Below are 26,150 nucleotides of genomic sequence, written 5' to 3' on the forward strand. Positions count from 1 at the left end.
ACTTTGATGTATCAGTTGATTACTTAATCGGACACAAAAAAACGTCTAACCATGGCACTGGTCAGACGTTGGGTAATTAGCTTGGAGACAAATTACCCTTCAAGATTAACACAAGGAGGCACTATATGCCAAATGACTTGATAGATCCACCAGATGATGAAGCACCTTGGGGCTATGACTTCGAGGGTGACGAAATCTATTTAGGAGACAAAATTGTGGAAATAGATGGTGAGTACATTCCACTAGAAAAGTCTGAAACATGGATAAAAAAGAACGGTTACAAAGTTAATACGGAGGAAAGACAATGACAGAGACATTCAATATTTCAAAAACTGCATCACAACAATTAGTTGCCAACTCAGTAACTAAAAATTTTCAGGACCTAGTTGAATCACAAGGTTTTAAGGTACCTGATGGGTACCATGTTGCAAATGCACTACAAGAGGCGGTGGCAACGCTGCCAACGGTAAAGGGTATTACCAACGTATCGGCAGATTCAATCAAAAAGACATTATTTGACATGGTTGTACAAGGGCTAAGCCCAGCAAAGACTCAAGTCTATTTCATTGCATACGGTAACCAACTACAAATGCAACGATCATATTTTGGAACACAACAAGTTCTAAAACGTTTGAAAGATATCAAGGATATTCAAGCATATGTTGTACGCAAAGATGAAGAATTTGATGTTGATTACGATGAGAATGGCGGCTTGATTGTCAAAGCACATCACACTGATTTCATGAAGCTAGACAACGAAATTGTCGGAGCCTATGCAGTAATTACTAAGGCTGATAGGGAAAAGCAATATGAGGTCATGACTAAGAAACAAATTGATACATCATGGGGACAAGCAAGATCTACCAATGTTCATAAAAAGTTCCCTGAAGAAATGGCAAAACGTACGGTTATCAACCGAGCAGCTAAGAATATTATCAACACTTCAGGAGATGACGATAACTTGATTGCAGCAATTAATAGCACCACGGCCAATGAGAATAATTATGATGACGATCCTAAAGATGTGACGCCAGCACCAAAGCAAAATGCCTTATCTCGCATGGCTAAGGTTGCTACAAAGGAACCAGAGAATGTTGAACCAGAACCTGTTAAAGAAGTCAGTGAACCTGAGCCAGAACCAGCACCAAAGAAAGACGTCATAAGCGACGCAGAATTGCCGTTTAACGACGAAACAGCCCAAGTTGAAGAATTACCCGATGAACCAGTTAAAAGCGCACCTGACCAAGTAAATAGCGAAAATACGGTAGCAGAAATAAAACACTGGTTAGATCAACATCACACGCTATATCAACAGAGTGCAACTAAAGTCCAATTGTTAGAACGAGTAGCAGATTACTTGAATGAGCAAAAGACGGAACCTGATGAAGAGATTGACATGGGTGACACGCCTTATCAACCAGATGAGTTTTGGGGGTAAATCATGGCAGAAGAATTAGATTATTATGACCCAAGAGAAGCGTATATTCACATGCACGCATCTACTTTCAAGAACTTCTTGTTCAACGGGGAAGCAGAAGCATTAGCAAATATGGCAGGCACTTATAACATCTTTGATGACAATAAAGCCTTGCTAGTAGGTAATTTCTTACATTCGTATTTTGAAAGCCCACAAGCTCACCAAGCGTTTATTGATGAACATCCTGAAATCATTTCACAACGTGGCAAGACAAAGGGTGATTTAAAAACGGAATTCAAAGTTGCTCAAAAAATGATTAAACGCATTGAAGCAGACCCGGTCATTATGGCATTAGTAAACGGTGCGCCTGATAAAGAGTATGTCATTGATGGTTCAATAAACGGTGTTGATTGGCGTGGCAAGTTAGATGCGGTGAACTTAGAAGAACAATACTTTGTCGATTTCAAAACAGTTAGATCACTAAAGGAATCACATGGCTTAGTAGGTGGTGAACGGTCTGACTACTACAACGAATACGAGAATTTTTTCATCAGTAGGGGCTACCACATTCAAATGGCAGCTTATCAAGAAATGTTACGCCAAATGACTGGCAAAGAATTTGAAGTATACATTGTGGCAGTCAGTAAAGAAGATGAGCCATTAGCCGATATTTACAAGATTGAACAGGAAACGTTGGATCGTGGCATGCGTGAAATCTTAGCAAACCAAGACCATATCGTCAGGCTAATCAATGGTGAAGAGAAACCAGTTCAAGCAAAAACATATAGTCGATTGTATCGGTCAACTTATCGTGTTGATCCAGAAAATGTAGGAGTTTTGTAATGGATTTATGGGGAAAAATTACAGCGATAAATGGTAATCAAGTAGTTATTACGCTTGAAAATCGTGAAGAGCTGGCAAGCTTGTCCCTGTTTACTACCGAAGACCAACCGCAGGTTGTGGTTAATGTACAAGATGAACGACATTTGAGCAATGTTCAGCGTAAAAAGGCTTATGCGATCATTGGCGAAATTGCTAGGTGGTCAGGCTATGTACCAGAGGAGTGTAAGGAATGGTTGAAACACTATTTCACTGCTGAAACTGGTACACCATATTTCAGTTTTGCAAATGCTGATATGACAACTGCAAGGGAATTTATCACATTCTTACTTGATTATGCGATTAGAAACCACATACCAATGTCACATAGCGGACTTACTTATCAAGACGATTTGGATATGTATATGTATCAATCGTTGAAATATCGGTCATGTGTTATTTGTGGCAAACACGCTGACGTTCACCATCTCGACGCAGTTGGCATGGGTAACGACCGCAATTTAGTCGACCATCGGCAAAAGCATCTCATAGCTTTATGTCGTGAACATCATCAAGAGGCACACAAATTAGGTTGGCCAACATTCAAAGAAAAATACCACATTAAGGGAATTTTATTAGATCCACAAACATTAAATCAGCTAGGCATTATGACCTACAAACGAATGGAGGAAATAGATGATAAACAACGTCACACTAACTGGCAGACTAACTAAAGATATGGAGTTGAAATATACCACGTCAGGTACAGCCGTAGCCAGTGCAACAGTAGCAGTTGAACGCTCATTTACTGACGGTAATGGTGAACGAGGTAGCGACTTTATTAACTTTGTTATTTGGCGTAAGAGCGCTGAAAACATGGCAAATATGACAGCTAAAGGTTCATTGATTGGACTGGAAGGACGACTACAAACACGTAGCTATGATAACCAGCAAGGACAAAAAGTATTCGTTACTGAAGTTGTCGTTAATAACTTCTCGCTATTAGAAAGCAAGGAAGTGACTGACCAACGTAAGCAAGGTGGGGCTAGTCAACCACAACAAAATAACTTTAATCAACAGCCACCGCAACAAAACAATTTCAACCAACAGCAAGCACCACAAGGGAACTTCAATCAACAGCGCCAACAACCACAGCAAAATAATTTTGGTGGATCACGGGGGTATGGCAACGGCAATAACTTTGAAGACCAATTACCATTCTAGGAGGAAATATGGCACAACGCAGAATGTTTAGTAAGAAAGTAACTGATACAGATATATTTTTGGATATGCCATTATCAGCGCAAGCGTTGTATTTTCACTTGAATATGCATGCAGATGATGATGGGTTTATTGGAAATATCAACACAATTAAGCGCATGGTTGGGGCTTCTAACGATGATGAAAAGTTGCTAATTGCAAAACAATTACTGATTCCTTTCGAACAATCTGGCGTAGTCGTAATTCGTGATTGGCGTATTCATAACTACATCAGAAAAGACACTTATAACCAAACAATGTATACCCAAGAGCTTGATAGACTGGGCATTGACGATAATGGGAAGTATCACGTGGACGACCCGTCGACGGTACGTCCACGAATTGTTGACACAGGTAAGGTAAGGGTAGGTAAGGATAGGTTAGTTAAGAGTAAGGGTAGGTTAGAGGTAGGTAAGGCAGAAGAAGCCACCACAACCGCCACCGCTCATGAAGATTTAGGACAAGCAATTGATGAAACTGGTTTTGCACTAATTTTACAACCAATACAAATTGAAAACCTATACGCCTATGTTGAAGATGATGGTTTAGAAATTGGTGTCGTTATTAAGGCACTAGAAGAAGCGTCTGACAATGGTAAACGTAACTATAATTACGTACGAGCAATTTTGGAAGATAAGGTTAAAAACGGCATCACCACTGTTGCTAAGTGGAATGCCAGTAAACAAGATTATAAAGAGAAGAGACAGAGTAACCAAGTGCCAACTAATGATGATAATGCTGAATGGGCACGAGAAATGGAAGCGCATTGGAGGGGTGAAGTATGACTGACACAATGCAAAGCTGGGTACAGCAGTTGCGTGCTAAAGGTTTAGAACCTAAAAAATTAACACCAGAACAACGTGCTGCCAAAGAACAGCAAGATGCCCAAGCAATCACTGCCAAATGGCAAGCCCAAGAGCGTAATAAATATTTAGCAGCTAGTTTATGGGGTGATGAAGACAAACGTTCATTCACTTTTGAAGATTGGCAACCAACTAAACAAGGTGAAAATGAACAGACCGCCAGAAACGTTGCTAATCAAGCATATAAGGTCATGAAAGAGTTGGACGGTCAATTGTTCAACGTGATGTTTTATGGCAAAGCAGGGACTGGAAAAACGTCATTGGCGTTAGCAATTCTAGCAGGCTTAACTGAAAAATATTCCAAGATGTTTGTTTCGCTAGTTGAATGGCGAGATATGACATACAAACCATTTCATGATGAGAAATTGCAACAAGAGTTAGCAGTTGTTGAGAAATACATGCGAGAAGTTGATGTGCTGATACTTGATGATTTTGGTAAGGAAACTCAAAAGGAAGCCAAAGAAAAAGTAGCGGGTATGTTGTTTCGATTAGCAGATGCCAGAAAAGGCAAAGCCACCATTATCACATCAAATGATAATGCAATTGCTTTAGCTAACAAATATGACAATGCCACGCTTTCAAGGTTAATTCCAAAGAACCCTGCGCACGTAATCGCAATGGTTAAATTAAAAGACATCAGGGAGGTGTAATGGTGGACGAAGAACCAAAATATGAACTACACGCCCATGTTTTGAATGAAGATAGATATTGGGGTGCATATTCGTTGAAGCAGGTGGCATACCAGCAAGAATATCTAGCAAGTGTTTATGGCATGAAGCCCAGTGATTTTAAGATTGTGCGGGTAGCTTAATGGCAAAGTTAGTAATTCCGCTAACGGCATTTATTATCCCGATGAAAATGAAAAAGCAAGGCAAGATGCGGTTAGTCAAAATGACTTTAAATAATTGGATTATGATCCATGGTATGCGTGCTGGGCGAATGATTGCCAACAAGCGCAAGCATCAAATTCAAGCTAAAATCATGCCACTAGTTGACCAAGCCATGGTCGATGGACTTGCTCCGATTGGAGCAAAGACTAAATTTAAGTTTGATTGGTACTTGCCAGACAGACGCACGGACTTAGATAACTGGACGTTTACGCATAAGTTCATTTTTGACGCCTTTCAGGCAAGTTCAGTCCGTGGACAGGTATTTATGCCAAACGACAATTTAAACTTTGTGGTGGCGACGTATGACGATTTTAGAGGCATTGATAAAGATAACCCCCGAGTCGAAATAAATTGGGAGAACTAACAACAAACAGCCGAGGGTGTGAAGACCGATAAACCCGTATGAAGATGAAAGAATGGGTAGGACTTAAAGACTTAAATGAGTTTGCTGAAAGTCGTGGGTATCAAGATTGGGCAGAGTTTGAACATGAACATGAAAATGATAAATTCACAGTTCACGAGGCGCTCAAGATGATTGAGAGAGGCTACTAATGACTAAAGAAGATGAAAATGGTGGTCATGGTTATATGGAATTTGGCAGTATAGGCAGCGCTGTCGTGCAGGTATTTCGTGCAGATGATAATGAAGGATGTGAAGCAGATGAGCGATAAATATGTGGTGTCAGAAGAGTTTATTAACAAGCTAGAAGATTGGAAAGAAACATTAAGATTAGATAATGTCTCGTTTATTGGTTGTAAAGCCCTTAGTAATCTGCCTACTTTATTGTATAACTGGTGGCGTGATGGTTGTGTATCAGTTTACGAAAGCAACAACCGATTAATCGCAATTATTCGTTGGGTGAATGGTGAAGATGTATTTGAAGTTGAGAAACCTAAGAAGTGGATTGTAAGAAGTAAAGAAACTGACGATGGTGGTCATCATGGTTATGTTTTAACGGGAAAACATGGTATTGCATTTAATAGATACTACATCAATGATGCTACACGTTTCGACACAAAAGAGGAAGCCGAGAGCTGGGCAAATAGTCATCAGGAAGTAGTTGAGGTGGTAGACGTATGATATACGACAACGTAAAGCACCCTAAGCACTATTTGTTGAGTGACGGCACAGAAGTTAAGGATCACATCAATAGTATCGTAGGAGACATGCTAGGGCGGTCTGCATGGAAAGTGGCTAACGTGATCAAGTACGTGGCACGAGCGGATAAGAAAAACGGCTTAGAAGATTTAAAGAAATGTCGGGAATACGTGGATATGTTGATTGCGGATAAGGAGACAGCAAATGATACCAAAGTACATCGTGTTTAACACAAATATGCCTGATAAAAATGGCAATGCGTTACCTGTTGGACAAGGAAACAATTTAGATGAGCTGTTGAGTGTTTATCACGGTAAGGCATATCAGATTATGAAAGCTAAATCATTGAGCAATCGGGAGGAATGGTAATGACGTTTGATGAAGTGGTTGAAATTATTTGGGGCAACACATTGGGCGTAGATACATCTGATGAACCAGGTAAGAAAGATTTTATTATTAAAGATGACATGGTGGCTACTGGTCGTGAAGCTTTGACCTATTTAATTAATGAATTAAAAGACAACTATGCACCAACTGTTGAGATGACAAAAAATCAGTATTTGTTTATTACTAGTGAGTATGAAAAAGAAAGTGTCGTGGACGCAGTAGCTAATTTAACTGCTGATGATATTATCAAAGAAAAGTTTCACTCTAATTTCTGGTCACCATTGTCTGAAAAGCAGGTAGTTCAAGCATGGTTACACCCAGAGACGATTAAGGTAGTTGATAATGACATTTGATGAAGCAATAAAACAATTAATGACTAAAAGTTATTACCTACCAAACGGGACAGACAATGAGTTTGCTGTTTCGATGAAAGATGAACAATAAATTATATTGGATTTACGTGATGCTTATGAAAATGGGAGATTAGAAAATTGAATTATTTGAAGTGGCTAGGAACAGAATTAAAGAGTATTAATGCAGCAGGTGGCGTTATGTTGGCATTTATCATTGGTGTACAGTTGGCATTCTATTTGTCAGCACCGATTACAGGGCTATCAACAATTACATTGGTTGCAACATTGGTAGGTTCAGCATGTACTGTTTACATGATGATTGGTAAGCCTATCAACGGACTGCTAGGACTAATCAGTGCAATTGGGTTTATCTATATTAATTGGACTGCAGGACATTATGCGAGTGTGTTAGATCAGTTGGTATTCGTTGCTTTGATTGATTTACCGCTTATCTTCACGTGGAAAACGTGGGGGCACAAGGTTGAGAATGGTGTGAAGTTCTTAAGCAAGACAGGTTGGGTATTGACGTTAGCGTTCATGTTGGCGTTCTGGTACCCCATGATGCTTGCGTATGAGGCGCTAGGAGACAGTAACCCACTGTGGGACTCAATTGTATTGATTATCGGTGCAACGGCTTCTCTGTACGTTTTCAAGGGCTATGGCGACAGTTACACGCTTTGGTTGCTATCTGATTTCGTGAACATCGCCCTTTGGGTGTCAGCGTTATTCGCAGGATATTCAGCAAGTTCATTGCCAATGTTGCTTACTATGAGTTTCTACTTGGCAACGGCGGTTTATGGTCGCTTCTTCTCAATTTGGAAAGGACGGAAAAATACAAATTCAATAAAATCTGTTCGTTAGGTTAAAAATTGAAAAAGTATTTAAATTGTAAAAATGACAGAAGATATGGTTAAGCACCCAGCTCATTATATGAATGGGCAAAAAGAGTTGATTGATATTATGCACGAGCTACTAACTCCAGAAGAATTTACTGGGGCTATGAAGTTCAACATTATCAAGTACACAGACAGAGTTGGCTTGAAAGATGATCCAGAGCAAGAGTTGGATAAGGCAATCAATTACACAGACTATCTAAAAATGCATTTGGCAGGTAAATGGGAAGAAGGTGCGCACTAATGAGTAATTTCATAATACTGGTATTCTTTCTAATGCTAGTTGCACTGGTTCTAACAGGGTACTTGTTGGCATGAGAGTTTATTACTATTTCAGAGACCGTCAAGGCTGGTTTAAAGAGAACTACACGCAACAAGGTAAGTTGGTATGGACGAGGACGCCAGAAATACGAGAGGCGTTTAGAACTGATAGTTATTGGTTGCTTCAACATCATATCGTTAAACAACTGGAAGGGTATGAATACAAAGTTGAAAAGCGTGATCACTATCAGAATTTGATATAAAGAAATAGCCGTTATACGTTGGTGTATAGCGGTTTTTGTATGGTATAATACGTATAGTAATAGTAGTTGTATACCATAGCAGGAGGTGTGCGTAATGGCTGATAGGTTAGATAAGTTATTGAGTGATTATTTTACAGGTCGCTTAGAAATGAATATGAAAATGCGCAAGCTTGAACTGAAATATAATTTTGATCGCACACCAGATGAAAACATTGGCGGTGGTCGGAAGCAGAACGATTATAACAATGCAGTTGAAACATCTATGATACGTGAACAGAATGACGGCTATCTGAAAGACTTGCAGTATCAAAAGGATATGATTGAAATGATGTTAAGCACGACTGTTGATTGTCGTCAGCGTGTGCTGGTCGCTAAGTACGGACGGCATGAGACGTGGACTAAGATTGCGTTTGATGAGCATGTAGATGAACGTACTGTTAGAGCATGGCGAGATGATTTCAAGGAAGTCGTTGGTATTTGGTTAGGAGAGAGTCTGAAACCGACCACCCACTTTCGACCCACATTAATTCCAGCTTAGTGCCGTTTTGAGCCGATAAAAGGTTCATAATATGTATTGTGGAATAGTTAGAACAGTCATGAGAAACTCCTTTTTACACTCAATTTATTTCCCTACTGTTCCACATACATAAACAAACCTGATTACAACGAAAAGCAGAAAAGAGAGTGCTTAGGTTCAGCTATCAAAGACGTCAGGTGTAACTGGCGCATAGCAAGTGTGGCGGAATAGGTAGACGCTTAAGCATAAGATGTGATACGACTCGGTTATGGGAAGGCGCAGGCTAATAAGTTGGCGTTGGAGTATACGTAATAGTATTACCTGTTGCAAAATACACATCATGTTAGGTGCAAATCCTAACCACTTGCATAAACTTGAAAATATTTGTATTATCATGTTCATTATGATATAGTTAATTCTATTAAGATTATTTGCTTAGAGAGGCTACTAACGATTAATTATATGATTGTTATAAGATAGTCTATCTATTAATGTTGATTGGTTGAGCAAATAGGCACGTATTTGTAGCATATTAGGTAATGCAGTAAGTTGTTGATCTTCATTCTGTGAAATGAAAGATTCAGGTTTAGTAATAAATGAGTTCGAAACTCATCAGATACATTAGTTATTAAAGGTTATCCAATCGGGTAGCCTTTTTATGTGTTGTTTTTTAACTTTATTTTAACTTTGTTTTTACTTGAGCAATTACTTGACGAAGGTATTGAACAAAAGTAAACTGAATTTAAGAATGAAACATTTTGTACATTATTAAAAAATATACTGGAGGTGAGTTTATGAGTATGTTAGATTTCGCACATCATATTATAGCTGTTGCAAATGAAAACGATAAAAAAATAACTAATCTACAGTTACAAAAGGTAATGTATTTTTCGCTAAAGGATGCATTAAAGCATAATACATTTACAAAAGAACAAACAGAATATATCTATGATGTACCTTTTGAAGTTTGGCGTTACGGACCAGTAGTCCGTAAAGTATATGAATTGTATAAACCGAATGGAGCATCACCTATAGTAGAAAATGAACATGAAATAGATATCTTTAAGCCTATTAATAAAAGTATATTGAAATATCTTGATGAGGATCCTTTTAAATTGGTTAGAGACTCACATGAAGAAAAATTTTGGATTGATAATGAAAAATATATTTCAGGATGGAGAAGTTTGATTAGTTATGGAGTCGATGAAGTTATGGGATGAAGAGGACAAAGTCGAATTTGAAAAGAAGTTAAAATCACTGCTGAATGTGGGCCTAAACTCCGATAATTTTGATAATATTGAATCAAATATGCAAGAGCCTTTTGATCAACTTGTGGAAACGTTAGAAGGACAAAATGATCAGTTGAGTGTTCCTTACTATGTAATATCTAAAACAGTATTTATGCTGGAAGATACAGACGGAATGGATTATTTTATTCTGAGCTTCAAAAACCTTATTAGAAAATATATTATTACCTCTCAAAATAAGGTAATTAATAGAAAGTTAATCAAAATTGTCTCACATATAGAGTTGTCAAATACGCAAAAAGAGTCTTTGTATCAGAATCAAATGCAACAAATTTCTGAGTTGTCTAATGGTCAAAATCAACTAGTGGGTTCATATGAAGAAATGGAAGAAAGGTTTAGATATCAGTTTACAAGAACAGAAGAAAAATTAAGTGAAAAAATGGATAAGTTTTACACTAGTTTTATTTCTGTATTAGGTATTTTTATCTCTATATCTTTCAGTTTATTTGGGGCAGCAACCTTATTGAAAAACATATTTACAATTTCTACAGAAAATGGTTTTGATGTAAGTGCCCAAGTTATTGGAACCAATGTATTATTAGCAGGATTTGCAACAATTTTAATATATCTGTTGATAGTGGGATTGTTACAGGGAATAGGCTCTTTAGCGCACAAACATTATTTTTTTAGCATTAGAAAATTATTTGTTATAGTATCTGTAGCTGGTGGAGTTATTATAAGTGGCTTTATTTACAGTCACTCCACTCTGTCTTGGTCACATTTAATATTTCTTGTTTGTTCGTTGAGTTTGTATGGCATAGTGTGTTTAATTATTTTTGCAATAGGGCGACCTGTTAAGGAATGGTTGATTCATTGTGCAGACAGGAAAAGAAAATATTAATTAGCAATCAGGTAGCAGACTTTGTCTGTTGCCTTTTTATTTTTCATTAAAATATATCTCTAGTAATATATTTATTATATCGGAGGTTAAAGATGAAAGATAAAAATATGTGGAACGTGATCATTGCTGGTATTACGGGTGGTGTTACAGCAACAATAATTGTTTTTTTAATACAAGAATTTGTTTATGAAAATCCTAAAATATATGGGAATGTAGCTGAATGGGTTGGTGCAGCTGGCACGATTGGTACTGTATGGTTTGCTAGTTATACTAAAAAGCAAAAAGGGATAATTAATGCAAAAGTTTCTTGCAGAGTTAGAAAAATACCGCAAATAATAGATGATCCCAGTGGAAGATCTGGTAAAGTTGCTCATTCACAGAATGTGACAGAATTTCAAGTAATATTATCTAATCTAGGTAATGCTAATTTATTAGTTACTGAATTAGAGGTAGAAATAGAAAAGGATTGTAAATTTAACTTAATTATGTCTAATCCAAAAGTAATAAAAGCAGGTGATGTGCAAACTATATATTGTAATGGTTTTGATAATATTTCAAATAATAAGTTTTTTCCAAAAAAAGTTTATGATTACGTAAAAACGAATAAAATTAAATTATCTTTAACCACTCATGAAGGTAAAAAGACAGACTGGCCAATTGAAGTTATGAAACCACCATTTTAAAATTTTGATTATGAAGGTAGCAATCAAAAGATTGTTGCCTTTTTATTTTGCACTGAAAAGGAGTACGACATGTAGATGAGTAGCCAATGGTATCGCCGATTAGAAGAGCAGATTATCGGCACGATTGATAAGAAGAAAAAGAAAGCTGATGAAGCGCAAAAGAAAAAGCGAGGTGGGTGATATGTGATGAAACTGACAGAGAAACAAAAGCGCTTTGCAGATGAATATATCAAGTCAGGTAATGCTACGCAGGCAGCGATTAAAGCAGGCTACAGCAAGAAATATGCAAATACAAACGTGTCTAAATTACTACAAAATACTACAATTAAATCTTATTTAGCTGAACGTATGAAATCGATTGATTCTGAACGCATTATGAGTGCCAAAGAAGCCGTTGAATTACTTACTGGTATTGGTAGAGGAGAGGTTAAAGAAACAGTTGTTGTTGCCTCTCCTATGGGCGTTGAAACGGTTGAAAAAGAAGCCGATTTGAAAACACGTATCAGTGCTATTAAGGAGATATTGAAACGCTATCCAGATAATGACAAGGTTATAGAACAACAATTGCGCAAGTTAACCGCTGAAGCTGATATAGCTGAGGCAAAGGCTAAGGAGTATATAGAGGGTTCCAGTGATTATGATGAGATTCAATTAGTGTTCTCTGATAGACAAAAGAAAGGGAGGGATAATGAAGATTAATGTTGCTAATTTGAGTAACCCACATTTTGATTATCTGTTCTTTTGTTCGAAATACTCGAATTTCGTTCTTAAAGGTGGTCGAGCTTCAACTAAGTCATCTGCTATTTCTATTAAAATCGTAACTGATTTTCTAGCAGATAAAATGTCGAATGTTGCTGTATTTCGTAAAGTTGGAAATACGTTAGCTGGCTCGGTATATGAGCAAATTAAGTGGGCTATCTTTATGTTAGGTTTTGAAAATCGATTCCGCTGCTTGCGTTCACCATTAAAGATTATTGATAGGGTAACTGGCAGCGGGTTCTATTTCTTTGGCGTTGATGATCCAATGAAACAGAAGTCACAGAAAATAGCTAAGGGTTATGTAAGTGCTATGTGGTTCGAGGAGTTGGCTGAGTATGATAGCTGGGAAGAGATTGACACAGTGCGTTTAACTTACACACGTGCAAAGTTGCCTGATAATAAACAAGTCGTTACGTATTACTCTTATAACCCACCTAGAAACCCCTATGATTGGGTCAATCAGTGGGCAGAGGAGCGTAAGACAATGCCTGGTTGGTTAGTGGATCATTCCACATACTTAGATGATGAGATGGAGTTCTTATCAGAACAATACGTTAATGAAATTGAACAGGCCAAAGTAAATGACCCAGACTATTATCGCTGGCAGTTTTTAGGCGAGGCAGTCGGACTAGGAACTAACGTGTATAACATGGATATGTTCCACCCATTGCAGGAGTTACCTAACAATGACCCGATATCTCAAGTTGCTTACGCACTGGATAGTGGGCATGCACAGTCAGCTACTACCGTATTGTTAGTTGGCATTACAGCTAAAAAGAAAGCTATCTTACTAGATACGTTTTACTACTCACCAGCAGGTCAAGCAGTTAAGTTAGCACCGAGTGAGCTATCCGTTAAGATACATGATTTTATTAACGATCAAACGGACAAACCTTGGGGTAGATTACCTATTGTTAAGCGCACGATTGATAGTGCTGAAGCTGCCTTACGTAATCAATACTTCAAAGACTATCGTATTGGCTGGCACCCAGTCGCTAAGAAAAAGAATACAACCATGATTGACAGTGTCTATTCGCTAGTAGCGAGTGGGCGCTTTTATTATTTGGATAATGAGAACAATCAAGTATTCGTTGAACAGCACCGTAATTATCGTTGGGACGAAAAGACAGTGGAAACTGATGAGCCTAAAGTAATCAAGGTGGACGATCACACGGTCGATGCATTTAAGTATTTCGTATTAGATAATGCACGGCTGTTAGGACTAAAGATATAAGGAGTGAACCATGAAATTAGTTGATTCCGTTTTAAATTTTTTTCGCAGAGGAGGCGCTAAGATGGGCGTTACAAATACACTAACTAACATCACTGACCACCCACGAATTGGCGTGCCAGAGTCGGAATATGACCGTATTCGTGAGAACTTACAGTACTTTGAGGGTAAGTTTAAAGACGTGGCATACCGCAATACATACGGCGAGATTAGGCATCGACCATACACGTCTCTAAACATGGCACAAGTGTTAGTTAGACGAATGGCCTCGTTATTGGTTAATGAGCAAATGACATTTACAATTGCTGATAATAAAGCAGCTGATGACTATGTTCATGAGGTGTTTTCAAAGAATGATTTCATTAAGAACTTTGAGCGTTATTTGGAATCAGGGTTGGCATTAGGTGGATTAGCAATGCGACCTTATGTAGATGGTAATGAGATTAAGATTGCCTATGTGCAAGCACCCGTGTTCTTTCCGCTACAATCAAACGCTAATGATATATCTGAAGCAGCTATTGCTACGAAAACAACCACAGTTGAGGGTCAAGATACAGTTTATTGGACGTTGTTAGAGTTTCATTCATGGGACGGCGATAAATACGTAATTGATAACGATTTGTATCGCTCAATGGATAATAATGAAGTAGGTGTACGCCAAACGTTATCGGCTAATGAAATCTATGCAGATTTAGCAGAACATGTAGAGCTAGATAACTTCACTCGTCCATTGTTCGTTTATCTAAAGCCATTTGGTTTCAACAACCGCAATATTACTTCGCCACTTGGACTATCTATTTTTGACAATGCGCGTAGCACCTTGCGACAAATCAACGATACCTATGACCAGTTCCATTGGGAAGTAAAGATGGGACAACGACGTGTTCTAGTACCTGAAGGTCTAACTAAAATGGTTAATGAACGTGGTGACTTTGTACAGTTCTTTGACACTGATCAAAACGTTTATGTTGGGTTGAATGGCGACATGGATAATAGTTCAGTACAAGACTTGTCTACCGATATACGTGCCGATCAGTTTATCCAGTCAATCAATCAGTTTATTAAAACGCTGGAAATGCAGACTGGTTTATCAGCAGGAACGTTCTCATTTGATGCAGCCAATGGATTAAAGACAGCGACTGAAGTAGTCTCTGAAAACTCAATGACCTATCAAACACGTAATTCACATTTGAATAACGTCGAACGAGCATTACAAGAATTGGTTGTAACTATCTTAGAGTTAGCTACTGCAGAAGGGTTATACCACGGTGATATTCCGCAGATTGGTGACGTTCAGTTTAACTTTGATGATGGCGTATTCACTGATAAGAATGTGCAACTGACTTACTACACGCAAGCAGTATCAGCAGGCCTGATTTCAAAGAAACGTGCCATTATGAAAATACTTGATGTGCCAGAGAATGAAGCGCTGGATATACTACAGGAGATTGCTGATGAGTCTGAACCTGTATCTAGTGCTTTAGACCAAGATATTTATAACGACTCATCTGGTGATGAATAATGGCTAAAGTAAATGATGACCAAATGTTGTTAGGTGCTTCAGTAGTTGGTGACATTTACAGCAATATGGCGCAAGAGTTATTTATTCGTATGATTAAACGAATTAAGCAGCGTGGTGTTGCTGATTTAAAAGATAACCCTTACTTGTGGCAACTAGAAAAGCTAAACGATATGCACATGCTCAATGAAGAGAACATTGCGTATGTTGCTAAGCAGACAGGCGTTGCTCGTGAGTTGATTGATGAGATTATCCAAAACGAAGGCTTGAAGGTCTATCAGGATACTGCTGAGCAAATTGTGGCAGATACTGATGCAACCACACCAAGTTACAACAGCGTACAAGAAACGTTATCTAACTATGCGAAACAGACGTTCCTAGATATTGACAATCTAGTCAACCAAACGCTATTGACCACTAATTTGGGCAAAAACCCAGTTATGCAGGTCTATCAAAAGATAGTTGAACAATCAGTCGCAGAAGTAACAACAGGGCTTAAATCGCCTGATAAGGCGGTCTCTGATACGGTCATGAAATGGATAGACAAAGGTATTCCATCTGGTTTTATTGATAAAGGTGGGCATACATGGTCCATTGAACGATATGCAGATACTGTGATGACATCTACAACTTATCGTGTATACAATGAAATGCGCACAAGTGCTGCTGAAGAGCTTGGCGTTGATACTTTCATAATGAGTGCGCATGAAGCTTCACGACCAGCCTGTGCGCCCATACAGGGGCATGTTGTTACCAAGCGGAGAAGTGGTTTTGAAAGTCAAGAAGCAGATGTTGGTTATGTGGCATCATTATATGATCATGATTATGGCGAACCTGGTGGGACGATGGGAATTAATTGTCGGCATACATTGACACCTTTTATTATTGGCGTTAACAAGGTACCTGACACGAAAATACCCAACCCGAAACAAGCAATTGCTAACGGTAAGAAACAGGCTAGTCAGCGCTCATATGAACGTGGTATCCGTGAAGCCAAGTATAAGTTAGAAGCCGCTAAACAATTGGGTGACGATAAACTAACCCAGCATTACCAATCGCTATTAGGCAAGCGACGCTTAGGAATACGCAAGCTATTAGATAACAACGAGTTCTTACACCGTGACTATTCTAGGGAGCGGATATATAAGAACCAAAAATTATTAGATGTTTACAAACTAAAAATGCAACGCAAAACAAAGAATTGACCTGAATACGTCATTAAACTGTTCTTTTTTCATGCAATAAATCTGTGCGAGAGCTGGCTCGCTCATCAACAGCTTAGGAGGATGTATGAATACCGAAACGCTACAAGGTATTGGTTTAAACGATGAACAAATTCGCTCAGTTATGGCCGAATATGGGAAAGAAATTAACCCATTGAAGCAGGCACAAGCTAACGCAGAGCAGGAACGTGACTCATTAAAGTCTCAACTTGAAGATGTTAATGGGCAACTTTCTGAAGCGCAAAAGAACAGCAAGAAAGGGAGTGAATTACAAGGCCAGCTCAAGGACTTACAAAAGCAATTTGACGATTCTAAAGCCAAAGCCGAAGAGCAATTACAAGCAACTAAGAAAGATTACGAGATTGCGGCTGCGTTAAGTAAGGCTGGAGCCAAGAACGATAAGGCTGTTAAGGCGTTGTTAGATACCGAAAAGGTAAACTTTGACGACAACGGCAAGCTTATTGGCTTATCAGAGCAACTTGAAGCAGTTAAAAAGGATAACGACTTCTTATTTGCTGATGAAAACGAGAGTAATCCAAAGCCAACGATTACATCTAAGGGAAATCCAAACCCTGATGGTGGTAATGGTAACAAGGCATTAGCTGATTACTCATATCAAGAGTTGGTGGCATTAAAGACCGATAACCCAGCTCAATATCAAACATTAGTTGAAGGAGATAAATAATGTCAGTTACAAAATTAGAAAATATGATTGACCCCGAAGTAATGGGGGCTATGATCCAAGCAGAATTACCACAAGCATTGAAGTTCACTGGTATCGCACAATTGGATACGACACTACAAGGTCGCCCAGGAGACGAAATTACCGTACCTTCATACAAGTACATCGGTGATGCCGTTGATGTTGCTGAAGGTACCGCAATTGATTACAACTTGCTAGAAACAACTACTCGTAAGATTGGTATTAAGAAAGCCGCTAAGGGTGTTGAACTAACTGATGAGTCTGTTCTATCAGGTTATGGTGACCCAGTAGGCGAGGCACAACGTCAAGTGCGTATGGCGCTTGCTTCAAAGATTGACAATGACGTGTTAGCAGCTGCATTAGAATCACCATTGACGCTTGCTGATGCCGACATTGATATGGACTTGATTGATAAGATTGAAGCTACTTTCGTGGACGCTCCTGATGCCATTGAGGGACAAACAACTGACCAAATGGGTACTTTGTTCTTATCTTATAAGGATGCAGCTAAGCTACGTAAAGCAGCAGCTGATAACTGGACTCGTGCCTCACAATTGGGTGACAACATTCTAGTGTCTGGTGCCTTTGGTGAGTTGTTAGGCTGGGAAATCGTTCGTTCTAAGAAGGTAGAAGATGGACAATTCGTTGCTGTTAAGCCAGGCGCTCTAAAGATTTACTTAAAGCGTGAGCTATTGGCTGAGTCTGCACGTGATATTGACCACAAGCAAACGAAGTTTAATGCTGACCAACATTATGGTGTCGCAATTGATAATGACGCATTGATCGTACGTTCTGCAGATGCACCGAGTAAGTCCGAAGGTGAGTAAAATAACGACCACACCTACGACTGCAACGATTGAAGTGGAATAGGAGGTTATTTGATGGCCTATTTAACGTATGAGGAATATCAACAGCTTCATTTCCAAGATATGAACGAAGAGTCATTCAACAAAGTTCTGATGCGTGCAACAATGGCCATTAATTCAGTAACTAACTTTCGTCTACTAAAGAATGACAAACTTATGGATGATTGGCCAGATTGGATGAAAGAACAGTTTAAACAGGCTGTTGGTTTACAAATGGAATACGTGGCTAAAACAGGTATTGAGACAGCATCTGATGCCAGGGATATGGGTAATATTTCTAGTTCGTCTATTGGAGATACAACTATTTCGACAGGTAAGAGTGATACAGGTTCATCTGATACGAGCTTATATTTATCGCCTGATGTGGTATCGATTTTGGGTGCGCTAGGTTTGCTATATAAAGGAGTGGCTTATGTTCGTTGATAAACGGTTATTAGTTCACACAGTAAATGTGGCCAAACCAACACCAGCCAAAGATAGAACACTATATGGCGAACATGTAGAACCAACCTGGCAGGTATTAAACAATGTTCGTTTCCAAGATGTTATTAGTACGCAAGGAACTGATAATAATAAGGACCGCAGTAAACCTGCTAAGCTGTTTGTTTACCCACAATACACACCTGAAGCTACCTTTGATGATAGTTGGATAGGTGGCAAGGTTATGTTCAATAGCACTGTACACAAGATAACGAACATCAAATATTTTGGTTATCCGTTTTCCGATGGTGTGTTCAGTTATGAAATCGAGGTGGTTTAATGGCAGATTTAGCAATACATCTTGATGTTGGTAGTGTGGAACAGCTGCTCAGTCATACTAATAAGCAAAAGGCTAAGTTAGCTTTGACCAGCCAAATGGGCAAGGACATGGAAAAGTATGTACCATTAAGAAAGGGACCTTTGAGAGCTAATTTAACAATTACTCCAGACCGTCTTTCTTATGGTGAGGTCTATGCTCGTGCCCAGTTCTATGGCACAAATGGTATTGTTTCATTCCATAACTACACCACACCAGGAACAGGTCCTAGATGGGACAGAAAGGCTTCTAAGGATTATATGGATAGTTGGGTAGATACTTTTAAAAGGGGGTTGCGTGAATGAATGACAACGACTTTATGGAGCAATTAGCGACATATCTAAATACTCATTTGAATTTGCCATTGCCCGTACAACTATCCTTTTTAACTGATGAACCCAGCATTGCTTTGTTCCCTGTTCCTGGTGGACGTACGACCACTTCTTATTGGGATACCACTAAGGAAATGGATTTCAAATGGGAACTGATGGTACAAGAGAAGTCGGCGGAAGATACTGCGGCGATTATGTGGGCCATTTATGGCGAATTATCTAAAGAAGAGTTGATGGTCACTAGCTCAAACGGTTCGTATGAATTTAACCAAATGAATTTAGATCAGCCCGAACTCGAGGGCGAAAAAGATGAAATGACAGTGTGGTCCCTATCAGGGGCTGCAAACTTGACGATTTAAGAAAGGAAACAACATGGCTAATACAGAATTTAACCTAAATTACAAAAACAAATTAGAGATTGATACAACTGGAAATAAATCATTAGATGACATCGACAGTGCTAATTGGGCACCTGTTGCAGTTGGTATTCAAACAATTACACCCTCTGCATCAGAAACAGCCGACACTACACCATACTGGACTGGAGAAGGTTTCTCTGACCATGACGTTACTGGTAAGGCGGTACAATTTGCTATTGCTGGACATCGTGTTGATGGTGATGAAGCACAAGATTACGTTGCTGAGCGCTTTACTGACGTGGGTGACTCATTGCGTACTTTGGCACGTTGGACTGACCCAGCAGGCAATCAATTAGTCTTTGTGGCTACTTTGGTATCAGTTGTGCCATTTGGTGGTGCTGCCAACGTTAAGCAAACATTCAGCTTCACACTAGCTGCTAATGGAAAGCCTAAGAAGATTGAGGATGTAACGCCGAGTAACCCCGACGAAACCGGAGGTGAGTAGAGTAACGACTACAACCGACACCGCAACTATTGAGGCTGAGTAGAAAGGAGCATCATGGCAAAGTTTGATTTATATTTAGATGGCAAGATTGTTCAATCAAATATTGATTCCCCAGTCGTTATTAAAAAATTAAAGCCTAACACAGAATATGATAAACATGTCCTAACTTATGCAGGTGAGGATGCGGCAACAGGTGTGTCATTCAAGACTAAGACACAACCTGTTACAAGCGTGTCTCTTGATAAGACAGAACTATCTGTTGAAGAAGCTGCTACGGCACAACTTAAGGCAACAGTCGCTCCAAGTAATGCTACTAACAAAGAGGTAACTTGGAAGTCAGGAAGCCCTGAAACATTTACTATCGATGCCAATGGAAAGATTACTGGTGTGAAAGCTGGTCAAGCTACCGCAGTAGCAACTACTGATGATGGTGCTAAAACTGCTGAAGCAACGGTTACTGTTACCGCAAAGCCTGCGGAGTCAGAAGCTCCAGCAGAGTAAACAATATAAACGCCAGTAAGCATATAAAACTACCGAATGGGTGTAAGGCCCATTTTTTTGATGCTCAAATTATAGGAGAGAATACACATGGCAATTAATATTACAAGTTTAGTTATCAAGTCGGAAGATTTTGTTATCGGTAAAAAGACCTATACGGCTCGTTATACCAAGGAACTAGACGATAAGTATTCAGATATGATGCTTAAAGCTGGTAACTTGCTACACGACATTGAAAAGGCTGATTATGATGAAGATTTGACTTTAGATGAGCAACGAAAGATTGTTCAGGACGGCTATGCTGAAATGTTGTCCATTTCTAAGGAATACTTGGTTGCTGCGTTGGGCCAAAAAGAAGCTGACGAAATTGTACGTTATGCAGATAACCGAACGGCAACTATCACAAAGGTCGCCCAAGCTATCTTTGAAGCTGGCCAAAGCAACGAACTACGTGAAAAGTATGGTACTAATCGCAAGCAACGTCGTGGAAAGGATAATGACTAATGTTTTCATTCACTAAACGACCTGAACAAACTATTGATTTAGCTGGGCATATTTATCATGTCAATTTGGCTTTTAATCGAGTGATCAAGGCGTTTGGTGTGTTAGATGATGAAACACTAAGTGATATTGAAAAGATTGACCAGTGTTTTCATATATTTTCCGTTGATTTACAAATAGACGACTTAGCAACTAAAGGAAGTATTGTTTCTAATTTATTTACTTATATCAACGCAACGCCTTATGGCAATTTTGATGATGGTGCCGAGCAAGCCGAAGAGTCCGAAACAGCTGAAAGTATCGCTGACTATGATTTCGAACAGGACGCTGCAGCCATATATGCGTCATTCATGCACGATTACCATATTGATTTAAACAATGAATTAGACCGCATGCATTGGGACGTTTTTAAGGCGTTGTTTGATAATTTGGGTGAAAAAACACCAATAAATCGTATTAGACAAATCCGTAATGATGACCTATCTAATTACAAGGACAATGCACAACAAGCTGGCGTGATAGCTGAAGCACAAATGTATTATCAATTAGATAAAAACAAGGCAGACGATAGCTTTAGTGGTAATGCGTCTGCTATATTTGACGGTCTATTTGCGGATAGTGAATAGTTTTGAGGAAAGGGGGACGATAAATGGCAGATGGTAAAATTAATATTGACCTGATCCTTGATGATCAAACCGATAAGACTTGGACAGACTTCAAATCAAAGGCAGAGCAGCAAGGAAAAGAGGGTTACGAAACCTTTAAGAAGTCATTTGGTAATGAGCCCTTAATCGCTAAGTTAGAAGCCAAAGCCGAAACAGAAGGCGTTGATAACTTTCAAGAGTTATTGGCTGAGATACCTGAAGAGGAACAAACTGAATTATTGGCCAAAGCTGAAAAAGGTGAAATTAAAACATTTGATGATTTATTAAATGCATTGCCCGAAGAGACGCGTACAGAGTTACAGGCTAAGGCGCACACAGCTGATATTAGAACGTTTGACGACTTACTTAATGAAGTGCCTGAAGATGTCCGTACCGAGCTAAAAGCCAAGGCAGAAAAGGGCGAAATCATTTCATTTGATGATTTACTCGCTGAATTGCCAGAGGAAACACGGACTGAATTAAAAGCTAAGGCTGAACGTGGAGAAGTCGCAAGCTTTAACCAAATTCTGAAAACTGTGCCTATGTCTACCAAGACAAAGCTGCAAGTAGATGCGCAACGCCATGGTATTGATAATTTTGATAAGTTACTAAAGAAGTTACCGAAAAAGACTCGGACTGAATTATTGGCTAAGGCTGAAAAAGGCGAAGTAATTGACTATGAAAGATTACTTAATGAAGTGCCTAAAAAGTATGTAACCAATTTACAATTGAACGATAATGCCAGTTCTGGACTACAAAATATCCAACACGAGGCACAGGAAACCAAATCTAAATTTAGTGGCTTAAAGGATATTATTAGTGGATCATTCGTTGGAAACGTTGCTGCCCAGGGTATTGGTAAAGTAACAGGCTATCTAACTGGTTTGGTTAGCGAGGCTGGTAAAGCTTCTGATGCCATGCAGGGGTTTGATGCCACTATGCAATTGGCTGGTTTTGGTAAAGATAAAATCAAGTCTGTCGGTAAAGATGTTAAAAAGTATGCTGATGATACTGTGTATGACCTGGAAGATGTTTCTAATACGACAGCGCAATTAGCTGCGAACGGTGTTGATAACTTCGAGAAGTTGACTGAGTCAGCTGGAAATCTAACAGCGGTTGCTGGTGGAACTAAAGACGATTTTAAATCAGTTGCTATGGTTATGACTCAGACTGCTAGTGCAGGAAAGCTAACCACTGAAAATTGGAATCAATTAACTGACGCTATTCCTGGTGCTTCAGGTAAATTGCAGGAAGCCATGAAAAAGAACGGTGCGTTCACTGGTGACTTTCGTGAAGCCATGGAAAAGGGGCAAATCAGTGCTGATGAATTCAATAAAGCTATTGATAAGCTAGGTTCTACGGATAAAGCTAAGAAGTTTGCTAAAGGGACTGCGGAGTTTCAAGGTGCTTTTGGTAATTTGGAAGCTGAAGTTGTGAATGGTTGGCAAAAGATTATTGATGCAGTTGGCAAGAAAAATCTTACAGACATTATCAATAACCTAGCTGATGTTGCAACTAAAGCGTTTAGTGGCATTGCTAAAGGCGTTAAAGTCATGAGTGATCAACTTGGAAAGTTAAAAAAACACCCGGCTATTTTAGCTGCACTGACGACAGCATTTAAAGCTCTAGGGGCAGCAATTGCTATATTTGCGGGTGCAAAAGGTGCCATTATGGCAGTGACCGCTATTACTAAGATTGGAACAGCCTTTTCCAAACTATCTGCACTTTTAGCAGCTAATCCATTTTTGGCTATTGTTGCTGCAATAGGTGGAGTAGTCATTGCATTAGTTAGTTTGTACAAGCACAATAAAAAGTTCCGTAATTTTGTTAATGGCATAGTTGACGCCGTGGTTGAGTTTGCTAAAGGTGTCGGCAAATGGTTTGGCAATGCATTCGATACTATCGGAGACTTCTTCAAGGGTATTGGTAAATCATTTAGTAATGGCGGAAAGACCATTCAAAAGTTTACTAAGTCTATCAGTAAGTGGTTTAAAGGCATTGGTAAGTCCATAGGAAATGGTGCTAGTGCAATTGGTGGCTGGTTCAGTGGTCTTATTAAAGGATTTCGAAAAGGCTGGAATAAGTTTATAAAGGGCGTTAAGAAACTAGCTAAAGGCTTTGGTAAGACCATGCTTTATGCATTGTCTTTGCCAGTGGGTATCGCCATGACAATTACTAAGCCATTAGTAGGGGGATTAAAGAAAATAATTAATTCGCTGATTAAGTGGATTAAGAAAGCTTGGAATGGCACTGTTGGCTTCCTTAATAAGATTTGGGCGCCTGTTCAAAAGACGTGGACTAAAGTTTGGAATGCTATTGCTGATTTCTTTAACAATATTTGGAATGGTAAACATGGTATTAAACGTTTGTTTACGAACGCAATTAATAGTATTAGCTCATTCCTATCAAAAATGATGAATCATATTTCTAAAACGTGGAATAAGACATGGAATGCTGTTGCTAACTTCTTTAACAATATTTGGAATGGCAAACATGGTATCAAGCGCTTGTTTGCCAATGCAATTAATGCCGTCAGTTCATACCTATCGAAGATGATGGCTCATATTTCTAGGGTTTGGCGTAAGAGTTGGCATGCTATTTCTAACTTCTTCGAAGGCATTTGGAACGGTATTAAAAAATTCTTTGGAAAAATCTATGATTGGTTTACCAGTCGAGTTTCTAGCTTGTTAAAGTCCATCCAAAATACTTGGAATAAAGTCTGGAGTAGCATTTCTAGTTTCTTTACAGATATTTGGAATGGTATTATAAAGACTGCTTCTGATGTTTGGAATTGGATGAGTGATAAGCTAGTTGGCTTTGGAACTAACGTGTCTAATACATGGACCAATATGTGGACTGGAATTAAAGACTTTTTCAGTGATATATGGGACGACATTAAAGGTTTGGCTAAAGATGGTATGAACGGTATTATTGGCTTCATCAATACTGGCGTTAGTGGCATTAATGGGGTTATCCATAACTTTGGTGGTAAAAAGCAAACAATCAAACCCTTAAAGAAGTTGGCGACTGGTACTGCTGGTGCGCCAAGTGGATTAGCTATGGTTAATGATGGTTTCGATAGTCCCACTGGTCAAGAGTTGATCATTGATAACAAAGGACAAGGAACTATCTTGCCTGGTCGTAATCGATTGGTAAACTTCGAAGGTGGCGAGACTGTCGTGCCTGCCAGCGTTACAGAAGCAATGCTAGGTGGTCACAAGTTCGCTAATGGTACTGGTGGCTGGTTTGGTGGCGTTAAGAGTTTCTTTGGAGACGTGGCAGATGATATTAGTGACGCTATTTCATCTGCTACTGGAAAAGCCAAGGACTTCTTAAATATTGCCATGCACCCCGTGAAGTATATCGAAGATAAGGTATTCAACCCAATGACTAAAGGGTTTGGTGGCTTATCTGGTAAGGCGTTTAGCTCTTTGGGTTCTGCCGTTGGTGGAAGTAAAGGTGTTAAAGGTCAACAGAGTAATTGGTGGCATGAGCTATGGAAAATGCTTAAAGACACCATGTCTGGTGCTGGTGGCGGTGGTGGCCTAGGAGACGACTATCGTTTCAAGAATAAGAGCAAGGACGAAGGCATGCCAAGTGGTGATCCATGGGGTTACTTCTTTAGAGAATGTGTGTCGTTCGTTGCTAGTCGTCTAGCCAATGTTGGTGTTAAACCAAGCCTGTTTACTGGCTTAGGTAATGGTTCTAATTGGACAAGCGCTCGTGCAAAGCATAAAAGCACACCTAGCGTTGGTGATGTGGCTGTATATTCTAAAGGTTCTAAATACGGTAACCACGTTTCAGTTGTTACTGGCGTTAATAATGGTCGGTACAGTGAAGAAGGTTATAACTATGGTGGTAATGGAAAGTATTATAAGTCTAGTGGTTTAAAGTTTGGAGATGCAACGACATTCCTAGACTTTGGTAAAAGTGCCGCTAAGGGTAAGAAAAGCGCCAATAAGTCAGACTCGCCATTACAGAAACTAATTAGATCACAAGTTAGTGGTATATTTGATTGGGTTTCAGATATGATGAGCGGCTTATTAGGTTCATTTAATGGTGGTGGCGAGCAAGCATCCGGACCAGGAGCCAAGCCTAGTGGGTCATATAAGAATTGGTTAAAGCAAGCAGGTGTCAAGAGTAACTTCGACAAATGGAATTACATTATTAACCATGAGTCTGGTTGGAACCCTAAGGCACAAAACCCTAGTTCTAGTGCTTATGGTATCGGGCAAGCATTGCCACCTTCAAAGATGGCTTCGTTTGGATCTGATTACATGACTAACCCAATCACGCAATTGAAGTGGATGAAGTCATACGTTAATGGACGTTATGGCGGTATTAAAAATGCTTATGCTTTCT

Annotated in this window: 36 protein-coding genes; all 36 read left to right on the forward strand. The window is 39.2% G+C overall.

The window, feature by feature from the left end; genetic code table 11:
• Window positions 1-125: 125 nt before the first annotated feature.
• A complete protein-coding gene (locus tag FFM62_RS08990) occupies window positions 126-308 on the forward strand; it encodes a YqaI family protein (protein WP_115470958.1) in 183 nt (60 codons plus the stop codon).
• Window positions 305-1,438, forward strand: coding sequence for a RecT family recombinase (locus FFM62_RS08995; RefSeq protein ID WP_115470957.1), 1,134 nt, complete (start codon window positions 305-307; stop codon window positions 1,436-1,438). Before FFM62_RS08990 ends, FFM62_RS08995 begins: the two co-directional genes overlap by 4 nt.
• Before the next feature lie 3 nt (window positions 1,439-1,441).
• A complete protein-coding gene (locus tag FFM62_RS09000; RefSeq protein ID WP_115470956.1) occupies window positions 1,442-2,260 on the forward strand; it encodes a PD-(D/E)XK nuclease-like domain-containing protein in 819 nt (272 codons plus the stop codon).
• Entirely contained in the window at window positions 2,260-2,970 is a 711-nt protein-coding gene (locus FFM62_RS09005) for a putative HNHc nuclease (RefSeq protein WP_115470955.1), read from the forward strand. The genes FFM62_RS09000 and FFM62_RS09005 overlap by 1 nt, the downstream gene beginning before the upstream one ends.
• On the forward strand, window positions 2,933-3,460 hold the full coding sequence (gene ssb, locus FFM62_RS09010) for a single-stranded DNA-binding protein (protein ID WP_115470954.1): 528 nt from the start codon (window positions 2,933-2,935) through the stop codon (window positions 3,458-3,460). The genes FFM62_RS09005 and ssb overlap by 38 nt, the downstream gene beginning before the upstream one ends.
• 8 nt (window positions 3,461-3,468) lie before the next feature.
• Window positions 3,469-4,281 carry a DnaD domain-containing protein gene (locus FFM62_RS10145; protein WP_115470953.1) on the forward strand — a complete coding sequence of 271 codons (813 nt, stop codon included), beginning with the start codon at window positions 3,469-3,471 and terminating at the stop codon, window positions 4,279-4,281.
• A complete protein-coding gene (locus FFM62_RS09020) occupies window positions 4,278-5,009 on the forward strand; it encodes a DnaA ATPase domain-containing protein (RefSeq protein WP_115470952.1) in 732 nt (243 codons plus the stop codon). The genes FFM62_RS10145 and FFM62_RS09020 overlap by 4 nt, the downstream gene beginning before the upstream one ends.
• Window positions 5,009-5,170 carry a hypothetical protein gene (locus tag FFM62_RS10150; protein WP_165845892.1) on the forward strand — a complete coding sequence of 54 codons (162 nt, stop codon included), beginning with the start codon at window positions 5,009-5,011 and terminating at the stop codon, window positions 5,168-5,170. The genes FFM62_RS09020 and FFM62_RS10150 overlap by 1 nt, the downstream gene beginning before the upstream one ends.
• The gene (locus FFM62_RS09025) at window positions 5,170-5,613 is read left to right on the forward strand and encodes a dTDP-glucose pyrophosphorylase (RefSeq protein ID WP_115470951.1); all 444 of its coding nucleotides are present in this window, start codon (window positions 5,170-5,172) and stop codon (window positions 5,611-5,613) included. Before FFM62_RS10150 ends, FFM62_RS09025 begins: the two co-directional genes overlap by 1 nt.
• Window positions 5,614-5,651: 38 nt before the next feature.
• On the forward strand, window positions 5,652-5,801 hold the full coding sequence (locus FFM62_RS10155; RefSeq protein ID WP_165845891.1) for a hypothetical protein: 150 nt from the start codon (window positions 5,652-5,654) through the stop codon (window positions 5,799-5,801).
• Between the two features lie 108 nt (window positions 5,802-5,909).
• The gene (locus tag FFM62_RS09030) at window positions 5,910-6,329 is read left to right on the forward strand and encodes a hypothetical protein (RefSeq protein ID WP_115470950.1); all 420 of its coding nucleotides are present in this window, start codon (window positions 5,910-5,912) and stop codon (window positions 6,327-6,329) included.
• Window positions 6,326-6,577, forward strand: a complete 252-nt coding sequence (locus tag FFM62_RS09035; RefSeq protein ID WP_115470949.1) for a DUF3310 domain-containing protein — start codon at window positions 6,326-6,328, stop codon at window positions 6,575-6,577. Before FFM62_RS09030 ends, FFM62_RS09035 begins: the two co-directional genes overlap by 4 nt.
• On the forward strand, window positions 6,552-6,716 hold the full coding sequence (locus tag FFM62_RS10160; RefSeq protein ID WP_165845890.1) for a hypothetical protein: 165 nt from the start codon (window positions 6,552-6,554) through the stop codon (window positions 6,714-6,716). The genes FFM62_RS09035 and FFM62_RS10160 overlap by 26 nt, the downstream gene beginning before the upstream one ends.
• Window positions 6,716-7,087, forward strand: a complete 372-nt coding sequence (locus FFM62_RS09040) for a hypothetical protein (RefSeq protein WP_115470948.1) — start codon at window positions 6,716-6,718, stop codon at window positions 7,085-7,087. The genes FFM62_RS10160 and FFM62_RS09040 overlap by 1 nt, the downstream gene beginning before the upstream one ends.
• 198 nt (window positions 7,088-7,285) lie before the next feature.
• Window positions 7,286-7,948, forward strand: coding sequence for a nicotinamide riboside transporter PnuC (pnuC, locus tag FFM62_RS09045; RefSeq protein ID WP_240005939.1), 663 nt, complete (start codon window positions 7,286-7,288; stop codon window positions 7,946-7,948).
• Between the two features lie 33 nt (window positions 7,949-7,981).
• Window positions 7,982-8,224 carry a DUF3310 domain-containing protein gene (locus FFM62_RS09050; protein ID WP_115470946.1) on the forward strand — a complete coding sequence of 81 codons (243 nt, stop codon included), beginning with the start codon at window positions 7,982-7,984 and terminating at the stop codon, window positions 8,222-8,224.
• A 70-nt stretch (window positions 8,225-8,294) separates the two neighbouring features.
• Window positions 8,295-8,504: a hypothetical protein gene (locus tag FFM62_RS09055; protein WP_115470945.1), complete on the forward strand. Its 210-nt coding sequence runs from the start codon at window positions 8,295-8,297 to the stop codon at window positions 8,502-8,504.
• Window positions 8,505-8,598: 94 nt separating this feature from the next.
• Window positions 8,599-9,042, forward strand: a complete 444-nt coding sequence (locus tag FFM62_RS09060; RefSeq protein WP_115470944.1) for a DUF722 domain-containing protein — start codon at window positions 8,599-8,601, stop codon at window positions 9,040-9,042.
• Between the two features lie 773 nt (window positions 9,043-9,815).
• Window positions 9,816-10,241, forward strand: coding sequence for a Panacea domain-containing protein (locus tag FFM62_RS09065; RefSeq protein ID WP_115470943.1), 426 nt, complete (start codon window positions 9,816-9,818; stop codon window positions 10,239-10,241).
• Complete coding sequence (locus FFM62_RS09070; protein WP_133296303.1) at window positions 10,225-11,169, forward strand: hypothetical protein; 945 nt, start codon at window positions 10,225-10,227, stop codon at window positions 11,167-11,169. The genes FFM62_RS09065 and FFM62_RS09070 overlap by 17 nt, the downstream gene beginning before the upstream one ends.
• Window positions 11,170-11,261: 92 nt before the next feature.
• Window positions 11,262-11,852, forward strand: a complete 591-nt coding sequence (locus FFM62_RS09075; protein ID WP_115470941.1) for a hypothetical protein — start codon at window positions 11,262-11,264, stop codon at window positions 11,850-11,852.
• 186 nt (window positions 11,853-12,038) lie between these two features.
• Window positions 12,039-12,551 (forward strand): terminase small subunit, encoded by a 513-nt coding sequence (locus FFM62_RS09080; RefSeq protein ID WP_115470940.1) that lies wholly within the window; start codon window positions 12,039-12,041, stop codon window positions 12,549-12,551.
• Window positions 12,541-13,845 (forward strand): PBSX family phage terminase large subunit, encoded by a 1,305-nt coding sequence (locus FFM62_RS09085; RefSeq protein WP_165845889.1) that lies wholly within the window; start codon window positions 12,541-12,543, stop codon window positions 13,843-13,845. Before FFM62_RS09080 ends, FFM62_RS09085 begins: the two co-directional genes overlap by 11 nt.
• 61 nt (window positions 13,846-13,906) lie before the next feature.
• Window positions 13,907-15,364, forward strand: a complete 1,458-nt coding sequence (locus tag FFM62_RS09090; protein ID WP_115470938.1) for a phage portal protein — start codon at window positions 13,907-13,909, stop codon at window positions 15,362-15,364.
• Complete coding sequence (locus FFM62_RS09095) at window positions 15,364-16,566, forward strand: phage minor capsid protein (RefSeq protein WP_115470937.1); 1,203 nt, start codon at window positions 15,364-15,366, stop codon at window positions 16,564-16,566. Before FFM62_RS09090 ends, FFM62_RS09095 begins: the two co-directional genes overlap by 1 nt.
• Window positions 16,567-16,651: 85 nt before the next feature.
• Window positions 16,652-17,269, forward strand: a complete 618-nt coding sequence (locus FFM62_RS09100; RefSeq protein WP_115470936.1) for a phage scaffolding protein — start codon at window positions 16,652-16,654, stop codon at window positions 17,267-17,269.
• Window positions 17,269-18,114, forward strand: a complete 846-nt coding sequence (locus FFM62_RS09105) for a N4-gp56 family major capsid protein (protein WP_115470935.1) — start codon at window positions 17,269-17,271, stop codon at window positions 18,112-18,114. Before FFM62_RS09100 ends, FFM62_RS09105 begins: the two co-directional genes overlap by 1 nt.
• 54 nt (window positions 18,115-18,168) lie before the next feature.
• Window positions 18,169-18,576, forward strand: a complete 408-nt coding sequence (locus FFM62_RS09110; RefSeq protein WP_115470934.1) for a head-tail connector protein — start codon at window positions 18,169-18,171, stop codon at window positions 18,574-18,576.
• Complete coding sequence (locus tag FFM62_RS09115) at window positions 18,566-18,913, forward strand: putative minor capsid protein (RefSeq protein ID WP_115470933.1); 348 nt, start codon at window positions 18,566-18,568, stop codon at window positions 18,911-18,913. Before FFM62_RS09110 ends, FFM62_RS09115 begins: the two co-directional genes overlap by 11 nt.
• Complete coding sequence (locus tag FFM62_RS09120) at window positions 18,913-19,254, forward strand: minor capsid protein (protein WP_115470932.1); 342 nt, start codon at window positions 18,913-18,915, stop codon at window positions 19,252-19,254. The genes FFM62_RS09115 and FFM62_RS09120 overlap by 1 nt, the downstream gene beginning before the upstream one ends.
• Window positions 19,251-19,640 (forward strand): phage tail terminator protein, encoded by a 390-nt coding sequence (locus tag FFM62_RS09125; protein ID WP_075269155.1) that lies wholly within the window; start codon window positions 19,251-19,253, stop codon window positions 19,638-19,640. The genes FFM62_RS09120 and FFM62_RS09125 overlap by 4 nt, the downstream gene beginning before the upstream one ends.
• 13 nt (window positions 19,641-19,653) lie before the next feature.
• Entirely contained in the window at window positions 19,654-20,145 is a 492-nt protein-coding gene (locus FFM62_RS09130) for a phage tail tube protein (RefSeq protein WP_115470931.1), read from the forward strand.
• Between the two features lie 54 nt (window positions 20,146-20,199).
• Window positions 20,200-20,646: an Ig-like domain-containing protein gene (locus tag FFM62_RS09135; protein WP_115470930.1), complete on the forward strand. Its 447-nt coding sequence runs from the start codon at window positions 20,200-20,202 to the stop codon at window positions 20,644-20,646.
• 87 nt (window positions 20,647-20,733) lie between these two features.
• Window positions 20,734-21,147, forward strand: a complete 414-nt coding sequence (locus FFM62_RS09140; protein WP_075269158.1) for a hypothetical protein — start codon at window positions 20,734-20,736, stop codon at window positions 21,145-21,147.
• On the forward strand, window positions 21,147-21,770 hold the full coding sequence (locus FFM62_RS09145) for a Gp15 family bacteriophage protein (RefSeq protein WP_115470929.1): 624 nt from the start codon (window positions 21,147-21,149) through the stop codon (window positions 21,768-21,770). Before FFM62_RS09140 ends, FFM62_RS09145 begins: the two co-directional genes overlap by 1 nt.
• Before the next feature lie 23 nt (window positions 21,771-21,793).
• On the forward strand, window positions 21,794-26,150 hold a 4,357-nt coding region (locus FFM62_RS09150), incomplete at its 3' end, for an aggregation-promoting factor C-terminal-like domain-containing protein (RefSeq protein ID WP_137604538.1).

Source organism: Weissella thailandensis, assembly GCF_005405465.1.
GTDB lineage: Bacteria > Bacillota > Bacilli > Lactobacillales > Lactobacillaceae > Weissella > Weissella thailandensis.

Coding starts and splice junctions, on each gene's coding strand:
- FFM62_RS08990 (WP_115470958.1), top strand. CDS start 126: ATGCCAAATGACTTGATAGATCCACCAGATGATGAAGCACCTTGGGGC.
- FFM62_RS08995 (WP_115470957.1), top strand. CDS start 305: ATGACAGAGACATTCAATATTTCAAAAACTGCATCACAACAATTAGTT.
- FFM62_RS09000 (WP_115470956.1), top strand. CDS start 1,442: ATGGCAGAAGAATTAGATTATTATGACCCAAGAGAAGCGTATATTCAC.
- FFM62_RS09005 (WP_115470955.1), top strand. CDS start 2,260: ATGGATTTATGGGGAAAAATTACAGCGATAAATGGTAATCAAGTAGTT.
- ssb (WP_115470954.1), top strand. CDS start 2,933: ATGATAAACAACGTCACACTAACTGGCAGACTAACTAAAGATATGGAG.
- FFM62_RS10145 (WP_115470953.1), top strand. CDS start 3,469: ATGGCACAACGCAGAATGTTTAGTAAGAAAGTAACTGATACAGATATA.
- FFM62_RS09020 (WP_115470952.1), top strand. CDS start 4,278: ATGACTGACACAATGCAAAGCTGGGTACAGCAGTTGCGTGCTAAAGGT.
- FFM62_RS10150 (WP_165845892.1), top strand. CDS start 5,009: ATGGTGGACGAAGAACCAAAATATGAACTACACGCCCATGTTTTGAAT.
- FFM62_RS09025 (WP_115470951.1), top strand. CDS start 5,170: ATGGCAAAGTTAGTAATTCCGCTAACGGCATTTATTATCCCGATGAAA.
- FFM62_RS10155 (WP_165845891.1), top strand. CDS start 5,652: ATGAAGATGAAAGAATGGGTAGGACTTAAAGACTTAAATGAGTTTGCT.
- FFM62_RS09030 (WP_115470950.1), top strand. CDS start 5,910: ATGAGCGATAAATATGTGGTGTCAGAAGAGTTTATTAACAAGCTAGAA.
- FFM62_RS09035 (WP_115470949.1), top strand. CDS start 6,326: ATGATATACGACAACGTAAAGCACCCTAAGCACTATTTGTTGAGTGAC.
- FFM62_RS10160 (WP_165845890.1), top strand. CDS start 6,552: ATGATACCAAAGTACATCGTGTTTAACACAAATATGCCTGATAAAAAT.
- FFM62_RS09040 (WP_115470948.1), top strand. CDS start 6,716: ATGACGTTTGATGAAGTGGTTGAAATTATTTGGGGCAACACATTGGGC.
- pnuC (WP_240005939.1), top strand. CDS start 7,286: ATGTTGGCATTTATCATTGGTGTACAGTTGGCATTCTATTTGTCAGCA.
- FFM62_RS09050 (WP_115470946.1), top strand. CDS start 7,982: ATGACAGAAGATATGGTTAAGCACCCAGCTCATTATATGAATGGGCAA.
- FFM62_RS09055 (WP_115470945.1), top strand. CDS start 8,295: ATGAGAGTTTATTACTATTTCAGAGACCGTCAAGGCTGGTTTAAAGAG.
- FFM62_RS09060 (WP_115470944.1), top strand. CDS start 8,599: ATGGCTGATAGGTTAGATAAGTTATTGAGTGATTATTTTACAGGTCGC.
- FFM62_RS09065 (WP_115470943.1), top strand. CDS start 9,816: ATGAGTATGTTAGATTTCGCACATCATATTATAGCTGTTGCAAATGAA.
- FFM62_RS09070 (WP_133296303.1), top strand. CDS start 10,225: ATGAAGTTATGGGATGAAGAGGACAAAGTCGAATTTGAAAAGAAGTTA.
- FFM62_RS09075 (WP_115470941.1), top strand. CDS start 11,262: ATGAAAGATAAAAATATGTGGAACGTGATCATTGCTGGTATTACGGGT.
- FFM62_RS09080 (WP_115470940.1), top strand. CDS start 12,039: ATGAAACTGACAGAGAAACAAAAGCGCTTTGCAGATGAATATATCAAG.
- FFM62_RS09085 (WP_165845889.1), top strand. CDS start 12,541: ATGAAGATTAATGTTGCTAATTTGAGTAACCCACATTTTGATTATCTG.
- FFM62_RS09090 (WP_115470938.1), top strand. CDS start 13,907: ATGGGCGTTACAAATACACTAACTAACATCACTGACCACCCACGAATT.
- FFM62_RS09095 (WP_115470937.1), top strand. CDS start 15,364: ATGGCTAAAGTAAATGATGACCAAATGTTGTTAGGTGCTTCAGTAGTT.
- FFM62_RS09100 (WP_115470936.1), top strand. CDS start 16,652: ATGAATACCGAAACGCTACAAGGTATTGGTTTAAACGATGAACAAATT.
- FFM62_RS09105 (WP_115470935.1), top strand. CDS start 17,269: ATGTCAGTTACAAAATTAGAAAATATGATTGACCCCGAAGTAATGGGG.
- FFM62_RS09110 (WP_115470934.1), top strand. CDS start 18,169: ATGGCCTATTTAACGTATGAGGAATATCAACAGCTTCATTTCCAAGAT.
- FFM62_RS09115 (WP_115470933.1), top strand. CDS start 18,566: ATGTTCGTTGATAAACGGTTATTAGTTCACACAGTAAATGTGGCCAAA.
- FFM62_RS09120 (WP_115470932.1), top strand. CDS start 18,913: ATGGCAGATTTAGCAATACATCTTGATGTTGGTAGTGTGGAACAGCTG.
- FFM62_RS09125 (WP_075269155.1), top strand. CDS start 19,251: ATGAATGACAACGACTTTATGGAGCAATTAGCGACATATCTAAATACT.
- FFM62_RS09130 (WP_115470931.1), top strand. CDS start 19,654: ATGGCTAATACAGAATTTAACCTAAATTACAAAAACAAATTAGAGATT.
- FFM62_RS09135 (WP_115470930.1), top strand. CDS start 20,200: ATGGCAAAGTTTGATTTATATTTAGATGGCAAGATTGTTCAATCAAAT.
- FFM62_RS09140 (WP_075269158.1), top strand. CDS start 20,734: ATGGCAATTAATATTACAAGTTTAGTTATCAAGTCGGAAGATTTTGTT.
- FFM62_RS09145 (WP_115470929.1), top strand. CDS start 21,147: ATGTTTTCATTCACTAAACGACCTGAACAAACTATTGATTTAGCTGGG.